This is a genomic window from Micromonospora sp. WMMD956 (genome assembly GCF_029626125.1).
GTDB lineage: Bacteria > Actinomycetota > Actinomycetes > Mycobacteriales > Micromonosporaceae > Micromonospora > Micromonospora carbonacea.
In genome coordinates this window covers 2422959-2439669 of the sequence record NZ_JARUBI010000005.1, presented here as the reverse complement: position 1 = coordinate 2439669, position 16711 = coordinate 2422959, and the positions used below count along the sequence as shown (strand labels likewise).

Genomic DNA, 16711 nt, shown 5'->3' with positions numbered 1-16711 from the left:
CCACGCCGACAGCCCCACGGTCGCCAGACCCTAAGGATGCGAAATGCGTAACTTGCCCGATTTGCTCTCGTTCACTCGGTGACGGCTGCCGCCACATCACGCAGGCCCGTCATCCATCTGAACGGGGGAAAGTGGTGAGGACCGTCCTGCGGAGAACCACGAGCGCCGCCACGGCGCTGCTGGTCACCAGCCTGGCAACCCTGACCCTGGGTATGCCGGCCCTGGCGGCACCGGGCGACGCGAGCGCCCGCGGGGTCGTCGTCGACCTCTCGGCCGAGGTGGCCGGGATAGCCGTGATCAGCGCCGACGCGACCATCGGCACCGCCACCGCGCCCGCCGGAGGGGGCACCGACACCGAGACGCTGCTGGCGATCTCGATACCGGGGGCGGTCGGCGTGACCGCCAGCGGCACCGTCGAGGAGGTCACCGCCACCCGGGCAGCCGACGGGTCGTCGGCGTCCTCCAGCGTCAACGGGCTCAACCTCGCCGTGCTCGGCGTCGACGTGCTGAACGCCACGGAGATCACCGCCACCGCCGTCTGTCCGCAGGTCGGCGCGACCAGCGCGGACACCACGCTCGTCGGGCTGGAACTGTTCGGCTCGGCGGTGACGCTGACGGCGAACACCCCCGCCGTCGTGGGTAGCGCGGCGGTGGTGGTGCCGGGGCTGCTGGACGCGAGCCTGAACGCCTCGTTGACCCGCGTCGAGACGACCACCGCCACCGGTGCCACCGCAATCACCGTGCGGGCCGTGCTGACCCTGTCGGGCAGCATCCTCGGTGTCCCGACCACCATCCCCGTCGGAACCGTCATCGTCGCCGAGGCGCTCTGCGAGCGTCCGCCGGCGGCACCGACCACCGCGACGATCACCCCGGACGAGGGCCCGCAGTCGGGCGGCCAGACCGTGACGATCACCGGCACGGGCTTCATCCCGGGCGGCACCACGGTCACCTTCGACGGCGTACCCGCGACCGACGTCACGGTCGCACCGGGCGGCACCTCCTTGACGGCGGTCACCCCGCCCGGCGCGGTCGGACCCGCCGAGGTCGTGGTCGGCACGGTGAACGGCACGGCCGCCCCGCTGGGCTACACGTACCTGGCCGACGGCAGCGCGGCCACCATCACCGGCCTCACACCGACCTCCGGGCCGACCGCCGGCGGCACCACCGTGACCATCACCGGCACCGGCTTCACCGGAGCGGCCGGCGTGGACTTCGACGGCCTGCCCGGCACCGGGTTCACCGTCAACCCGGCCGGCACCACGATCACCGTGGTGACACCGCCGAACCCGGCGGGCCCGGCCCTGGTCGAACTGGTCTTCCCGGCCGGTCGGGTGACCGCGCCGACGTTCACCTACCTCGGGCCGACGATCACCTCGATCGTCCCGGACACCGGACCGACCGCCGGCGGCACCACGGTGACCATCACCGGCACCGGCTTCACCGGGGCGACCGGAGTGACCTTCGGCGACACCCCGGGCACCAACGTCACGGTCAACCCGGGCGGCACCTCACTGACCGTGGTCACCCCGCCCGGTCAGGTCGGCCCGGTGGACGTCACCGTGCTCCTGCCGGGCGCGGACGCGACCGCCCCGGACGGTTTCACCTACGTGGCAGCGCCACCGACCGTCGCGTCAATCACCCCGAACGCGGGTCCCCAGTCGGGCGGACAGACCGTGACGATCACCGGAACCGGTTTCGTCCCCGGTGACACGACCGTCACCTTCGACGGGGTGCCGGCCACCAACGTCGCGGTCGCCCAGGGTGGCACCTCCCTGACGGCGGTCACCCCGCCCGGCGCGGTCGGACCAGCCGTCGTGGTGGTGAGCACCGGCGGCGGTACGGCGGCACCGTTGGACTACACCTACCTCGCCGACGGCAGCGCCGCGACCGTGACCGGGCTGACCCCGACGAGCGGGCCGACCTCCGGCGGCACCACGGTCACCGTCACCGGGACCGGGTTCACCGGCGCCACCGGCGTGAACTTCGACGGGGTGCCCGGAACCGGATTCACCGTCAACCCGGCCGGCACCACGATCACCGTGGTGACCCCGCCGAACGCGGCCGGGCCGGCAGACGTCCGACTGGTGTTCCCCGCCGGCACCGCCACCGCGCCCGTCTTCACGTACGTCGCACCGACGATCACCTCCATCGTGCCGGACACCGGACCGACCACCGGTGGCACCACGGTGACCATCACCGGCACCGGTCTCACTGGTGCCACCGGCGTGAACTTCGGCAACACACCCGGCACCAACCTGGTCGTGAACCCGGACGGCACCTCGCTGACCGTGGTCACCCCGCCCGGCTCGCCCGGGACGGTGGACGTCACCGTCCTGCTGCCCGGTGACGACGTCACCGCACCGGACGGATTCACCTACGAACCCGCCCCGCCGCGCATCGACACCGTCGACCCCGGACAGGGGCCGACCGGTGGCGGCACGACCGTGACGGTCGGTGGCTCCGGGTTCGTACCGGGCGGCACCACGGTAACCATCTGCGGCACGACCATCCCGGCCGACCAGGTCACCGTGGCGCTGGACGGCCGCTCGCTGACCTTCCGCACACCGCGGTGCGCGGCCGGGAACACCACGATCACGGTGAGCACCGGCGGCGGCACCTCCAACGGAATCACCTTCCGCTACGTCGGGGGGATCCTGCCGGTGACCGGTGACGCCCTCACCGCGCCGCTGACCGTCGGGGTGGTGCTCGCGCTCCTCGGCACCGTCCTCGTCGTGCTGACCCGCCGCCGGCACCGCGCCGGCCGCACCGGCTGACCGGATGCTCCCGGCCAGGGTCCTACCCGACCCTGGCCGGGAGCCACGCTCCCAACCGTCCTCAGGGGCCGATCGCGCCCACGTACCCCTGAGCGGGCGCTCGACTGGGAGCTCAGTCAGCGTCAGGCAGGTCGTACCGCCGGTACGCCGCCGGACACGGACCCAGGGCGTCATCGTCGAGGTGGGCCCGGGCGGTGGCGCGGCCCAGGTTCCACTCCTGCCACGCGTCGCGCCGGTTGGACCCCGACGAGGGCGCCGAGCCGCCGGTCAGTTCGTTGGTGATTGCGGCCAGCGCGCAGGAGCGGTACGGCTCCGGCAGCTTCTGCAGCGCCGGAACGGCGTCGGCGGACAGGGTGCTGAGGTAGTACACATCGATCCCGTGCTTCTCGAACCGGTTCACGTTCTGCTGGGCGATGAACGCGTCGGGATTGAGCACGGCCAGGCCGATCAGCGCGCCGACGGCCGCGGCGAGGGCGGCCCGGGGCACCCATCGTCCCCGCAGCTTGATCCCGGCCAGCAGGATGAGCAGGAACAGCACTCCCAGCCACAGTTCGCCGACGGTCACCAGCAACCGTTGCCGGGTGAACCCGTACGCCTGCTCGTAGGCCGCCATCCGGGAGAGGGCCGAGGCGACGATGACCAGGGTCAGGGCCGACAGCAGCCCCAGCAGCGTGCGCAACAGCACCCGGTCGGACACTGTGGCCCGGGGCGCGATCCGGGCTGCTACGCCCACCACGATCACGGTGAGCCCGGTGACCACCAGTAGCTGCCAGAAGCCGGCCCGGGCGTACTCGGCGTACGTCAGTTCGGCGGTCTTCGCCACGTGCTCACCGCCACCGAACAGGACCGTCGCCTGGACCGCGACGAAGCCCGCGAACAGTGCGACGAGTCCGCCGACCGGAAGGGCCCACTCGATCCGGCGGACCAGCCCCAGCCGCGACTCCGGTTCAGGCACGGTCGTGCCGGTCAGCAGACCGTAAGCCGCGACCGCCGTCACCACGACGGCGGCCGCCGCCGACCCCAGCCACTGCACCGAAGTGCTGCCGTCGACCGATGGGATCAGCACGGACAACACCTCGGCGAACGCCGCGTCCGCCTCGGCCAGCAGGAACCCGAACACGGCCAGCAACGCCACCGCTACCAGCCCGGCGATGGTGGTCCGCCGGGCCGCGCCCCGATCCTGAACGCGGATCCTGATCGCGTCCCTGAGCAGCCATCGCAGCGCGGCCGGCACCGAACCGACCACCCGCAGCGGGGCGGCAACCAGGCTGCCAGCCGACCAGCGATCGGCCAGGGCCACGCAGCCGACCACCCCAGCGGCAAACATGCACAGGACGAACAGCCACTCCGCCGCGCGCACCGCGCCCACGGCGATCAGCGCCACCACGGCCACGGCCTCGCCGGCCCGGACCGCCGTACGACCGGACCACGCAAAGCCGCTGCCGGCCGAGACCACTATCGCGGCGGCGACGGCGAGAGCGGTCAACAGCCACCCGATGCCCGGCCGGTCCCACGACAGCGCGACGGCCGCCACGATCGCGGCGCCCGCGGTGGCGGTGATCGCCGCTCGGGGCCGTGGCGCGGGCGTGGATTCGGCCGGCCCGGACTCGTGCGACGACGAGGCTGGCGACGACGGCTCGGGTGGCTCGCTCGGTGGTGGCGCGGCGGTCGTAACGGGCAACGACATCACATTCCCTTCGGACGCGGTGACGCGGCTTGCGGATCTGTGTCTAGTGGGCGGCGGGTTGTCCGGCTTCGGGAATGCGGTATGGACAAACAACGGTGGACAACCGATTCGGCCGTTCCTGCGGTTCGAGGTTGTCCGGTTTCCGGCTGTGGGAACTAAACAATCGTCGACCAGGCCATTCGACGACGGCCGCTGATAGCATTCGCACCTGTCGTTGGAGGTGGGAAATGCCGCGTCCGGAGCGTCCGGTGGATCCGGGCGAGGGGCCGGCGCAGCGGTTCGCCGTCGCCTTACGGGAGCTGCGGCAGTCAGCGGGCAATCCGACGTACCGCGCGTTGGCCAAGCGGGCGCACTTCTCGGCGACCACGCTGGCGCAGGCCGCTGCGGGCGACCGGCTGCCGACCCTGGCGGTGGCGGTGGCGTACGCCCGCGCCTGCGATGGCGACCCCGAAGAGTGGACGGCCCGCTGGCGGAGTGCGGTCGCGGAACTGGATGCTGCGGCGCCACCGGCGACCGGTGCCCCCGATCAGGTCGGGGACCGGCCGCCGTACCTGGGCCTGGCCGCCTACGGACCCGACGACGCGGAGCTGTTCTGCGGTCGGGACCGTCTCGTCGCCGACCTCACGGACCGGCTGGCCCGGCACCGGTTCGTCGCGGTGGTCGGGCCGTCGGGCTCGGGTAAGTCGTCCCTGCTGCGGGCCGGGCTACTGCCGGCCTGGTGCGCGAACGAGGATCTGCGGACCGTGGTGATCACCCCCGGTGCCCACCCGGTGCGGGAGCTGGCGGACAACCCGGTGGCCCCGGGCGCCGACAGTCTGCTGATCGTCGACCAGTTCGAGGAGGTGTTCTCCCTCTGCGCGGACGAGTCCGAGCGGGAGACCTTCATCCGCGCGTTGCTCGCGGTGGCGGGCGAGGTGGGCGGCCGCACCTGGGTGGTGATCGGGTTGCGGGCCGATTTCTACGCGCACTGCGCCCGCGTGCCCGAGCTGGTGGCGGCGCTGCAGGACGCGCAGCTGCTGGTCGGCCCGATGACGCCCGAGGAGCTGTCGGTCGCCGTCACCGAACCGGCGGCCCGGGCCGGGCTGATGGTGGAGAAGACCCTCGTCGCCACGATCATCGCCGAGGCGGCGTCCCGGCCGGCGGTGTTGCCGTTCGTCTCCCACGCCCTGTGGGAGACCTGGCGGCGGCGGCGCGGCGCCGGGCTGTTCCTGGCCGGCTACGAGGCGGCCGGCGGCCTGGACGGCGCGCTCGCGCAGTCGGCCGATCGGGTGTTCGGGGAGCTGGACGAGGAGCACCGCCGGGCGGTCCGGCGGATCCTGCTACGGCTGACCGCGCTGGGCGACGGCACCGAAGACACCCGCCGGCGAGTCCCCCGCGCGGAGCTCGGCGACGACGCCGTCACCGCGCACGTCCTGGAACGCCTCGCGGCGGCCCGGTTGGTGACGATCGGCGAGGAGACCGTGGAGATCGCCCACGAGGCGCTCATCCGGGGCTGGCCGACGCTTCGGGACTGGCTCGCTGCCGACCGTGAGTCGCTACGCGCCCACCGCCGCCTCACCGGTGCCGCCACCGACTGGGCGACGCACGGCGAGGACGACGCGTTCCTGTACTGGGGCAGTCTGCTCGCGGGCTGGGCCGACCGGGACACCGAATCCCTCAACGGGACCGAACGCGATTTCCTCGCCGCCAGCCTGGCCCGGCAGAACCGCGACCACGCCCGCCGCCGGCGGCGACTGCGGGTCACCATCGGCAGCCTGGTCACGGGCCTGGTCACGGTCAGCCTGCTGGCCGTCCTCGCCGGGGTGCAGACCGTCACGGCGAATGCCCAACGCGACCTCGCCGTCGCCAGCAGTCTGGCCGCCCAGTCGCGCGCGGTGCTGGCGACCCAGCCTGACCTGGCGAACCTGTTGGCGCTGGCCGGGCTCGGCCACTCCGTGACGGCGCAGACCGTGGCCAGCGCGCAGGCGGCGCTCTCGGCCCCGATGCACGTCGCGCGGCCACTGATCGGGCACTCCGGCGCGGTGACCGCCGTCGGGTACAGCCCTGACGGCGGCACCGTCGCCACCGGCGGCGACGACGGCACCGTACGGCTGTGGACCGCCGGCCCGACCGCCGCGCTCACCCAGGGCAGTGCCGTGACGGCGATCGCCTTCACCCGGGACGGACGCCTGCTGGCGACCGGGGGAGTCGACGGCACCGTGCGACTATGGGACGCGACCACCTACCGGCCCCTCGGCACGTTGACGGGTCGCGCCGCAGTCAACGCGGTGGCCTTCCATCCGGACGGTACGACCATCGCGACCGGGCACGCCGACGGTGCCGTCCGGCTCTGGGACACCCGCACCAGCCTTTCCCGGCCCGTGCCGGTCGGCCACGACGGACCGGTGAACGCGGTGACCTTCGACCGCACCGGGCTGATCCTGGCCACCGGCGGGGACGACAGCACCGCCCGGCTGTGGAACACGGCGACCGGTCAGACGACGATCCTCTCCGGCCACACGGGCGAGGTCTTCGCGGTCGCGCTGAGCCCGGACGGCACGACCCTCGTCACGGGTTCCGCAGACGGCACCGCGCGGATCTGGGACGCCACGACCCACGAGTCCCGGGCCAGTCTCGTCGGGCACACCCGCGTCGTGCGGGCCGTGGCGTTCGGGGCCGACGGCCGCACCGTGGTGACCGGAAGCTGGGACGGCACCGCGCGGATCTGGGACACCACCACGCACCAGCCCCTGGCCACCCTCGCCGGCCACACCGACGAGGTGCTGGCCGTGGGGACGAGTCCCGACGGTACGACCGTCGTGACCGGCAGCCGGGACGGCACCGCCCGCAGGTGGGACACGAGGACGAGCCGGTCCGTCGCCACGCTCGGGGGCCACACCGGCTACGTCGACGCGGTGGCGTTCAGCCCGGACGGCCGGACCGTCGCCACGGGAAGCAGGGACGGCACCGTCCGCCTGTGGGACACCGCCCGGCACGGTCAGCTCGCCGTCCTCGACGCCAGGGCCGGCTTCGTCTTCACCGTGGCGTTCAGCCCGGACGGAACGACCCTTGCCACCGGTCACAAGGACGGCCGGATCCGACTCTGGGACACCAGCACCCGCCACCAGAAGGCCACCCTCACCGGGCACACCGACGGCGTCGCCTCCGTCGCCTTCAGCCCCGACGGCCAACTCCTGGCCAGCGCGTCCACCGACGGAACGGCCCGGTTGTGGGACCTGGCCACCCGACGTACGTCCGCCGTGCTGACCGGCCACACCGGCTGGGTGGACGCCGTGGACTTCAGCCCCGATGGCAGCACCGCCTCGACCGCCTCGACCGACGGCACGGTCCGGCTCTGGGACTCTGACGCCGGCAGCACGATCGTTACCCTCACGCCCAGGACCGGCCATCTGAACGCGGTGGCGTTCAGCCCGGACGGCCGTACCCTCGCCATCGCCCCCGCCGACGGCACCACCCAGCTGTGGGACATTGCCGCCCGTCGAGTGGCGTCCGTCCTGACCGGACACACCGCAGACGTTAACGCGGTCGCGTTCAGCCCGGACGGGCAGACCATCGCCACCAGCAGTCGGGACGGCACCACCCGTCTGTGGGACCGCGATCGTGGCCGGACGATCGTCGGTCTCACCGGTCACGTCGGCTGGGTCACGGCGGTGGCCTTCAGCCCGGACGGCAGGACGCTGGCCACCACCTCCTGGGACCACACCGCCCGCCTCACCCCCACCCCGGACACCTGGCCCGCCGAGCTCTGCCGCCGAGCGGGACGGAACCTGACCGACGGCGAATGGGCCTACCACGTCGGGTCGGAGCCCTACCGGCGTCTCTGTCCCGAGCTACCCTCCGGCCAGGGAGCCGACCCCACCGCGCCCGCACTGACCTACCCCGACCTCTGGCCTTCCGCCGTGGCTGACTGATTCGGCGTCTGCGCTGTTGGTGGGCGGCGCTGGTGGGCTCGTGAGTTGGGGATGAGTCACGAGACGCTGCGGAACTGGGTCCGTAAGCAGGAGCGGCAGTCCGGGACGGGTCCGGTCCGAGCTGCCGGAAACGGTGCCGGCGGCAATTGCCGTGGTCATAGCCGTTCGCCAGATCGCCGCTGCGCGGGCCACCATCGCCGCAGTGGATGTTTCGTCGGCGGCCCTCGAAAAGCTGACTGCGGCCGAACTGGAGTTCTTCGCTGCGATCCAGCGCGAGCTGGGTCTGGCACCCTTGCCCGAGAACGCCAATGTTGGTGGCTGATCCATGGTGGCAGGGGACAACTGCCCACCGTCAGAACCCGGGGTCGGCGGCGAGGCCCCTCGGGGCCGGCAACTGGCGTCCGTTGCGCTCCGCGACCGTCCACAAGTACATTCCGACGTCGTCGCACTCCTTGATGATGTAGTTCTCGAGCAGGGTGCCGTCGGGGTCCAGGGCGTCGTACCGCTCCCACTGCTCGGTGCAGAAGAGGAAGGCCGGCGACAGGTACGGCGAGTCCGGCTCCTGGCCGCTGTCCGCGACGGCAGTCAGCGCCTCGAAGTAACCATCGATGACGAGCTCGCACAGTTGCTCGCGGCCCGGGCCGGGGCCCAGGGCACGTAGCCACCGGCGGTACCCCTCGGTCGCTGGTGCCGGGAGCGCCCTGTGGTCGAGGCGCACCAACTGTGCCACCAGGGATGCCGGGTCGTAGCTGTCGAACAGGTCGAACCGCCCCTTGAGGATCGCCACGACGGCGAGCCCCACGCGCCTCCTGCCGACCGGCGCGGGCTGGCACAGATGGGTGTTGGTCAGCGCGAGATCGAGCACCGCGCGGGTCTCCAGCTCCACGTCCCCGGGACGGCGCGGCATCGGCCAGCTGTTCAGCGCGCCCTCGAAGTCACCGAGGAGGACCGGGTGGTCGGTGACGCGCAGGAGGTCGGCCATCGCCCCGCGCAACTCGGGATCGGCGGACTTGAGGGCTGCCGCAAGCACCCGCCTGCCGTCCGGTGGTGCGGTGACCAGTCGTACCCGTGGTTCGTGCGGGCAGTCCGGCGCGGGCGCGAGCAGGAACCGCAACGCCGGCCCCGGCGTGGCGGTCAGGGCGTCCCATACGTGGTTGGTCACCTCTTGGTCGCTGCCCCAGGCCAGGGCCAGGGCCTCCTCGGCCATCGCCGCGACCCGCTCGTCTCGCGCCCCCGCCATCAGCCGGGCCACCGCAGCGACGTTGCGGACATACGGGTGCCTCAGTCGTCTACACAGGATTCGGGCGGCGAGCCTCGCCGACGAGCCGGTGTCGCTGACGGCGATCTGCTCCAGCATCCCTCCATCATCGGGCTCACCCGGAACCCCTGGGGTCCTACGGAAAGTCAGGGGTCGGTGGCGTTTGGTGCCGGGCATTCGCTGCCGGAATCAACCATTCGAGGCCCGCGCAGTCCGGCCGGCGCGCCGAGCAGCGGATCGATGAGACGGGATTCGCCCGCCCGAGTCGTCAGCGGACTGGTAGGCGCTGTAGGGATTCGGAGGAGTCACGCTGTCGTCGGCGGTCCACTGGGCTCCGTCGCCATCGGGCCATCGGGCCAACCCGCCACCAGGCCGGAAACCGGTGGCGGGTCGTCGTCCGGAGCTGTCACGTCGGCGGTGGCGGAACCGACGGGGTGGCGGCCCTCAGGTCAGATCCTCAACTCCTTACGGCACCAGCGTCGCACCAGGGCACGTTTGCCCGCGGACAGCTCCCGGGTGATCGGCATCTCCAGGGCGGTGCCCCGACGGCTCTCGTCGATCACGTCCAGCATCAGTCCCGCGAAGTGGGTCACCCGGTTCGGATCGTGGGGGGTGTTCGCCGGCCCCCACGGAATGATCGTCCCCATGATCGGGTAGAGCAGCGCGTAGTAACTGAACACCTCCCGGTACACCAGGCCGAAGGTGAGCTGGTCGTCCGGTACGTCGCTGTAGTCGTCGTACGGCAGGGCCCGGACCGTGGAGAAGTACTCCACCGCCCAGGCCGGGTTGTCCGGGTCGGCGTGGGTGTCCGGCGGCAGGTACCGCAGCTTGTAGCAGGCCGGCGCGTCGACCTCGATCGGCACGTCCACCCGGCCGCCGGCCGGCACCCGCACGGTGAACTCGCCGACCTTCTCCTCTCCGAGTGAGGTCGCGGTCAGCACCAGCGGGTTCACCGAGTTCACCCGGCCGGGTGTCTGCACGTCCCGCCAGACCTGCACGGTCAGGGTCTCCGGCTCGGTGATCGGCTCGCCCTTGCGGAACAGCCGCAGCGCGGCTGTCCCCTTCGCCCGCTGGCCGGGGCCGTCCGGCGCCATGTCCAGGTACACCGCCTGGTCGTCGGTGGCGACCTGGACCGTCCCGATCTCCCGCAGCAGCAGCACGGGACGGTGGTCGACCCAGGCCCTCAGTTGCAGCACGCCGTCGTGGATGTGCTGCCCGATCTCGCTGCGCGGACTGAAGTCGAACTCGACCACTCCGCCGTACGTCTCGTAGGGGCCCTGCTCGTAGTCCACCACGCCGATCATCGTGCGCCGCTGCTGGCCCCCGGCCTCGTAGAGCAGCTCCAGGAACACGCCCCCGTCGAAATCGATCTTGCTGAAGTCGCCGCCGCCGACCTCAGGGAACGTGGTGCCCAGGTCGAGCACCACCCGGTTCTCGTCGACGTACGCCATGGCCGGGCCGACCAGCTCCGCGTCCGCGCTCGACGCGCTCAGCGCGTTCAGGGTGGTGCCGGGGATCTCGACGCGTTCCACGTCCTCGTGGGTCTTGATTCGCATCCGGGTCACCGCCCGGGGGGTGCCCCCGTCGGCCGGGAAGTAGGGCGGGCCGGGCTGGTGCAGGGCCCGGCCGACCGGTGCGGAGATCATGTCGGTGCCGTTCCACACGCCGACGGTGCCGACCACCCGACCGATCTTCGGGTTCATCGCCCGCTCGCCCCGTTGGAACTTGTCGTACATGGTCATCTGGTCGAAGCTGGTCCGCATCCCGTAGAAGCACCAGCGCAGCAGCAGACCACCGCCGTCGGCAGCGCCCTCGCGCAGAGCGCGCAGGCCGTCCGAGTCCGGCGCTCGCTCCGGGTCGACGAAGGCCAGGGTGGAGTTCGGGATGACGGCCTGGAAGGAGCCGGCACCGCCGGGACGGAAGAAGTTCAGCCACCTGGTGAACGAGGTGGTCGGCACCCCCCGCACCAGCTCGGTCAGCTCGCCGTCGCGGTCCGGGCCGATGATCCGGAAGCCGGCCGCCACGAACTGGGTGCCGTAGCTGTCGGCCGGGTTCACGTCGACGATCCGGGCGTTGAACGCGACATACGCGTTGAGCAGCGGATCCCGGGCGGCTCTGGTCACCGGCTGGTCGTCCACCCACACGCTTGTCGCCTGCGCGTTGCCGAACGTGGCGAGGTGGTCACCCCAGTAGTTCCAGTAGCCCGGCATGCCGGACTGCCAGTTGGGGTTGGGCGTGGCCGCCGTGTCCGGGTCCGCGTACACCACCAGGCTGGTCATCCATTCCCGGTACGCGGCGTCGTCCATCGCCGGCAGGCTCGCGCCCTCCACCACCGGCGGATTCAACACCTGGACCCGGTCGTAGTCCAGCAGATGGACGATGTTCTCGTTGTTGGCGGTGGACGGGTTGACCATCGCGTCGGTGCCGAAGAACCCGATTCTGGGCCGGGCCAGATAGCTCATGCGGACAACTCCACGGACGACGGGGTGAAGAGCGGGACCAGCGTTTCCAACCGGGCGGCGACGGTGGCCAGCGAGTCCTGCGCCTCAGCGCCGATCCCGGAGCCGGTGAGGCCGAGCACCCGGCACCGTCCGGCGACCGCGAGCAGCCGTCCGGCCAGCGCGTCGATCGTGGCCGGCGGGCCGGTCGGCTGGGGTTGCGGTAGCTCGAAGCTGGGTCCGGCGTACCGGCCCGGGTGGTCCGCGCCGGCCGGCAGCCGGGTCAGCAGCGCCGCGAGCGGCTTGATGCCCAGCGGCATCAGAGCGGTGATCACGCGCGCCAGGCCCCGCCGCTGGGCGGCGCTCTCGCCGTCCGGCGTGAACAGCCGGGTCAGCATGTCCACGAAGAGCAGGTACAGCTCGTTGAAGGCGACGCCGACCGACCGCGCCGCCGGGTCGGTGATCAGGGTGCCGCCGGTGCTCGTCGCGTCGTAGGCCGGGTTCTCCACGGTCGGCCAGCCCGGGACGAAGTCCGGCTGCGTGCGGTTGAGCCCGTCCAACTGGTCGGCGATCTGGTGGAAGTACGCGAAGTGCGAGTTCGACTGCCAGTCCGGCACGCCCTCGCCCTCCAGCACGATGAGGTCGATGTACCGGGCGGCCTGCTCGGCGGTGGTTATCGCTTCCAGCGTCGGGGTCAGCGGAATGAGGGCGCTGGTGACCTGCCGGGTCGCGGACGCCCGGTCGATCCACTCCGGATGACCCAGGATCGCCTTCTTGATCTGGTCGTAGAGTTCGGCGATCGAGCCGTACGGCCGCGCCTGGCTGGGGGGCATCGCCAGGTTCAGCCGGGCGTGCGCCTGCCGCCCGCACTCGGCGCAGAAGGCGTCCCACCAGCCGTCCGGCTCCGGTTTCTCCCAGCACAGGAACCGGTTGACGGTGTCCCGGTCGAACGGTGTCAACGTGGACGGCAGGTTTATGTCGGAGTATCGGCTGGCCGGCTGCGGGAAGTTGGGCCGCCACAGCAACGGCGGGGCACCCAGCGCGATCAGGATGTTGTTGGCCAGGGTGAGGTGGTACATCTCCTGCACCGCGATGCGGGTGAGCTGATGGCTCCACTGCTCGGCCAGGGCAGCCCGGACCGCGGTGATCCCGGGATCACCGCCGTGGGCCAGGGTCGCCGCCGCGTACAGGTACTGCACGCAGAGCATGTGTTCCAGCTCGCAAGCGTCGTGAAGCATCTTGATGGTCGTGGGCTTGTCCAGCAACGCGGGCTCGATGGCGGCCACGCACAACCTCCCTTGTGAGCGGAAAGTGTTTCGATGGCTACCCGACGCTACAAACGGGGGGTTGGGTCGCCAACCCATTGGCCGGGATCTATCGAATCATGGGAAGGTCGAGCGCTACGCGGTACAATGCCGCACCGCCTTCGGTGGCAGTCGGGATCCGGTAGGACGGCGTCCCGCCCGGGACCACTGGAGGAAGCCCTGCGCACAGGCTGCCGGTGGCTCGATGAGGGCTTTCCGGGTAACAGGCTGAGCACCGTAGGGTCGCGGGCGATCGTCGGTCGAGTGGACACAGACCTGCAACGAAAGGGCGCAGAACCCCGGCGGTCGATAGCGAACCAGGACACCGGCCGCATCCGGCCAATGGCTTCGGTCAGGTCCGCTTGCGCCTCGCGATCTCGTCGGAGAGCTGCTGCACACGGGCGGGGTCCGCGTCCCGGGCGAGGGCGACGTAGTGGTCCATGACGGCCGGCCGGTAGCGCACGGGCAGCGTCTGTCCTGGGGCGAGTCGCGTCAGCTCGGTGATCGTGAGGTCTTCGTCTGCGATACCGCGGAACGAGATGCCGTCGGCGGTCTCCACGTCGAACATCAGGACCACGCGAGGGTTGCTGTTCACCTCCCGCCAGCCGACGAGAACGCCGAGCGCGAGCGCCCCCGTGCGCAGTTCCGCGTTGCGCTTCCGGGCATCACTGCTCAGGAGCGGGTTCGGGGCGACGCCCGGGAAGGCGGGCCCGACGCCGAGCGATTCCCGACTCAGATCGGGCCTGAGCTGCGCCATCAGATCGTTGAGCTTCTTCTTCGAACCGAACACCCTGCCTCCTCCCGCACACCGGTGCCGGGTCTCGGCTTGGCGTTTCGTCCTCACCGCGATCATACGTCGCCGGCCGTTTCCTCCCGGCCCGGCCGTCCCGTCGGTTCTGGAGGCCGGCGGGTGGCGTACTCCCTCGGTTGGTCGATCGGCGAGGCTGAACGCGCCGCCATCACCGCGCTGCCCGCCGGGGCGAACGGGCGGTCTGCCGCCAGCCGACCACCGGCGCGACCGGCGGCTTTGCCGCCCGGTCGGCGTCCCACCAAGTGGGAACGGGGAACTCGCTCGCTGTCGAGCGCGATGGTCAGGCCGTGGTCCACCGCGAGGCCACGGTCTACATCTGGTCGCGGCGCAGTTGCAGGGCGGGGTGGCGTGGTGGGGTGAATCCGAGGGTGCGGTAGAGGCGTTCGCCGCCCGGGGTGGTGTTGAGGTCGACCACGCTGACCGTGGTGTGGTCGGCGAACCAGTGGAGGAGGGAGGTCAGGCAGTCTCGGGCGTGGCCGCGTCCGCGGGCGTGGGGCAGGGTGCTGATGTTGAAGACGTGACCGCGCAGGCCGCCTGGATTGCCGGGACCTGGCGCGTGGCGGTCGCAGAGGCCGGCGGCGTTGCTGACGATGCCGTGTTCGGCGTCTTCGATCACGAATGCGGCGAACGTCTGCGGGTCGCTCAGCGAACGGGTGAACCAGTCCAGGGCGGCGGCCCGCCATGGCGCGGTGGCGTCGCCGACGGGTGCCCCCATCGCCTCCAGCATGGTGACGCGAAGGCGCACCAGCGCAGCCGCGTCGCCGGGGACGGCCCTACGTGGTCGTGCCATTCCTCGCCTTACTCCCTGCGGCTACTGGCCGATGTCGAGGACGATCTTGCCGCGCACCCGTCCCTCGTGCAGCGCCTGGATCGTGGTGCCGGCGTCCCTCCAGCTGTCGCGTCTGGCGACGGGAGGGGTCAGCGTATTGTCCGCGACCCGCGCGGCCAACCATGCCAGGTCCGCGGACAGCCCGGCATGGGCGCCCAGGAAGAAGGACGTGATGGAGCGGTCGTTGCGCCCGTCGTGGCCGGAGAACGCCAGGGCGGGGAAGCGTTCACCCGTGCTGGCGACGTTGCCGACCGACACCAGAGTCCCGCCTTCGGCGAGTTTGTCGTACGCCTGCACGAGGGTCTCGCCGCCCACCACGTCGATGACGCCGGCCACCGCCTGGTCGAGCTGCCCGGGGGACCGGATCACCTCATGGGCGCCCAGTTCCCGTAGTTCGTCGCCGTGGCCGTCGGGGTCGCTGGTCGAAGCCGTGACGTGCGCACCGCCGAGCCGGGCCAGTTGCACGGCGTACCGGCCCACCGCACCGGTGGCACCGGTTACGAGCACTCGGCGCCCGATGATCGGGCCGACTCTGTGCAGGGCGCGGAGCGCGGTCGCGCCGGCCACCGGCACCGTGCTCAGGGCTCCCAGGTCGGCGTTTGCCGGTGCCACGCCGATCCAGTCGGTTCGCACTGCGCGTAGCTCCGCCCAGCCGCCGGCGAAGCCCAGCGTCACCACCGGCGTGCCGACGGCCGGGCCGGAACCGTCCGCAGCCGCCTGCACCACCACCCCGGCGGCGTCGTAGCCGGGCACGGCTCCGTCCGGGGCGTTGTCCAGGTACAGGTCGCCCGGATTGATGGAGCTGGCGACGACACGGATCAGGGACTCGTTGGCGGCGGGCAGCGGGTCGGGTGCTGAGCCGAGCCGGAGGTTGCCGGGCGCGGTGCGATCAACGAGCAGTGCTTGCATGACGCCGCCTCTCAGGTTCGACTTGCTCTCGAAGCATAGTGCCACTGAGTAGCATTAGCCTGCAAGTGGCGTACGCCGCTCGGTAGTATCGCCTCATGGCCACCGCGTCGTCGCACTCTTCCCAGCCGCGGCCGTCGCTGCGGGAACGCAAGAAGCAGCGCACCCGTGAAGCGCTGACGGACACAGCCCTGGACCTGTTCACCCAGCGCGGCTTCGACGGCGTGACGCTCGATGAGCTGTGCGACCGCGTCGAGGTCTCCAAGCGCACGTTCTTTCGCACCTTCGCCAGCAAGGAGGAGGTGGCGATGGCGCCCTACGAGGACCTCTGGCGGGCGTTCCTCGACGACCTGGCACTGCGGCCGGCTTCTCCGGGCCAGCCGGTCCTGGCGGCGCTGCAGGACAGCGTGCTGGCCGCCATGCAGATCATGGACTCCGGTGACTGGGCACGCCGGCTCCTGCTCTGCACGCAGCTGGCCAGCAAGACCCCCGCGATCGAAGCTCACTGCCTGTACTTCTGCGACGTCACCGTCCGCGCCGCGCTCGGCGTCCTGCACCGCAGGTTCGGCCTCGCGTCTGACGACCTCCGCCCCCGGCTGGCGCTGGACGTCCTCGTCGCCGCGTTCCACCGCGGACTCGAAACCTGGACCACCCGGCCACACGCTGCTTCCGCCGACCGACTGGCCACCGACACCCGCGCCGCGTTCGCGGCGATTCCCGGCGTCCTCACCCTCGCCGCTGCCATACCGGCAGAACATGCCTGACCACCTTGTGGTCAAGGAACACCTGGATC

Annotated in this window: 11 protein-coding genes; 4 read left to right on the top strand and 7 right to left on the bottom strand. The window is 71.6% G+C overall.

The window, feature by feature from the left end; all coding sequences use genetic code 11:
* The first annotated feature begins 134 nt into the window (after positions 1 to 134).
* Positions 135 to 2774, top strand: coding sequence for an IPT/TIG domain-containing protein (locus O7628_RS11205; RefSeq protein WP_278130166.1), 2640 nt, complete (start codon positions 135 to 137; stop codon positions 2772 to 2774).
* A gap of 112 nt (positions 2775 to 2886) precedes the next feature.
* On the opposite strand, the gene O7628_RS11200 is transcribed toward O7628_RS11205, so the two are convergent.
* On the bottom strand, positions 2887 to 4554 hold the full coding sequence (locus O7628_RS11200) for a DUF4173 domain-containing protein (RefSeq protein ID WP_278130165.1): 1668 nt from the start codon (positions 4552 to 4554) through the stop codon (positions 2887 to 2889).
* Positions 4555 to 4688: 134 nt separating this feature from the next.
* Between O7628_RS11200 and O7628_RS11195 the strand changes: the two genes are divergently transcribed.
* Both O7628_RS11195 and O7628_RS11190 read left to right on the top strand, forming a co-directional pair.
* Entirely contained in the window at positions 4689 to 8372 is a 3684-nt protein-coding gene (locus O7628_RS11195) for a hypothetical protein (RefSeq protein ID WP_278130163.1), read from the top strand.
* A gap of 133 nt (positions 8373 to 8505) precedes the next feature.
* A complete protein-coding gene (locus O7628_RS11190) occupies positions 8506 to 8694 on the top strand; it encodes a hypothetical protein (protein WP_278130161.1) in 189 nt (62 codons plus the stop codon).
* A 30-nt stretch (positions 8695 to 8724) separates the two neighbouring features.
* Here O7628_RS11190 and O7628_RS11185 read toward each other — a convergent pair whose 3' ends face one another.
* From O7628_RS11185 to O7628_RS11160, 6 genes are all read right to left on the bottom strand, one after another.
* Complete coding sequence (locus O7628_RS11185) at positions 8725 to 9729, bottom strand: hypothetical protein (protein WP_278130159.1); 1005 nt, start codon at positions 9727 to 9729, stop codon at positions 8725 to 8727.
* 350 nt (positions 9730 to 10079) lie between these two features.
* Positions 10080 to 12092 (bottom strand): hypothetical protein, encoded by a 2013-nt coding sequence (locus O7628_RS11180; protein ID WP_278130157.1) that lies wholly within the window; start codon positions 12090 to 12092, stop codon positions 10080 to 10082.
* A complete protein-coding gene (locus O7628_RS11175; protein WP_278130155.1) occupies positions 12089 to 13354 on the bottom strand; it encodes a ferritin-like domain-containing protein in 1266 nt (421 codons plus the stop codon). The genes O7628_RS11180 and O7628_RS11175 overlap by 4 nt, the downstream gene beginning before the upstream one ends.
* Before the next feature lie 370 nt (positions 13355 to 13724).
* The gene (locus O7628_RS11170) at positions 13725 to 14162 is read right to left on the bottom strand and encodes a hypothetical protein (protein WP_278130153.1); all 438 of its coding nucleotides are present in this window, start codon (positions 14160 to 14162) and stop codon (positions 13725 to 13727) included.
* Between the two features lie 331 nt (positions 14163 to 14493).
* Positions 14494 to 14973 carry a GNAT family N-acetyltransferase gene (locus O7628_RS11165; RefSeq protein WP_278130151.1) on the bottom strand — a complete coding sequence of 160 codons (480 nt, stop codon included), beginning with the start codon at positions 14971 to 14973 and terminating at the stop codon, positions 14494 to 14496.
* Between the two features lie 21 nt (positions 14974 to 14994).
* Positions 14995 to 15966, bottom strand: a complete 972-nt coding sequence (locus tag O7628_RS11160) for a zinc-binding dehydrogenase (protein WP_278130148.1) — start codon at positions 15964 to 15966, stop codon at positions 14995 to 14997.
* A gap of 50 nt (positions 15967 to 16016) precedes the next feature.
* Between O7628_RS11160 and O7628_RS11155 the strand changes: the two genes are divergently transcribed.
* Positions 16017 to 16682: a TetR family transcriptional regulator gene (locus O7628_RS11155; RefSeq protein ID WP_278130146.1), complete on the top strand. Its 666-nt coding sequence runs from the start codon at positions 16017 to 16019 to the stop codon at positions 16680 to 16682.
* The last annotated feature ends 29 nt before the right edge of the window (positions 16683 to 16711 follow it).

Excerpts from the sequence above, each read along its gene's own strand:
- O7628_RS11180 (WP_278130157.1), bottom strand. The coding sequence starts at position 12,092 with ATGAGCTATCTGGCCCGGCCCAGAATCGGGTTCTTCGGCACCGACGCG.
- O7628_RS11155 (WP_278130146.1), top strand. The coding sequence starts at position 16,017 with ATGGCCACCGCGTCGTCGCACTCTTCCCAGCCGCGGCCGTCGCTGCGG.
- O7628_RS11195 (WP_278130163.1), top strand. The coding sequence starts at position 4,689 with ATGCCGCGTCCGGAGCGTCCGGTGGATCCGGGCGAGGGGCCGGCGCAG.
- O7628_RS11165 (WP_278130151.1), bottom strand. The coding sequence starts at position 14,973 with ATGGCACGACCACGTAGGGCCGTCCCCGGCGACGCGGCTGCGCTGGTG.
- O7628_RS11185 (WP_278130159.1), bottom strand. The coding sequence starts at position 9,729 with ATGCTGGAGCAGATCGCCGTCAGCGACACCGGCTCGTCGGCGAGGCTC.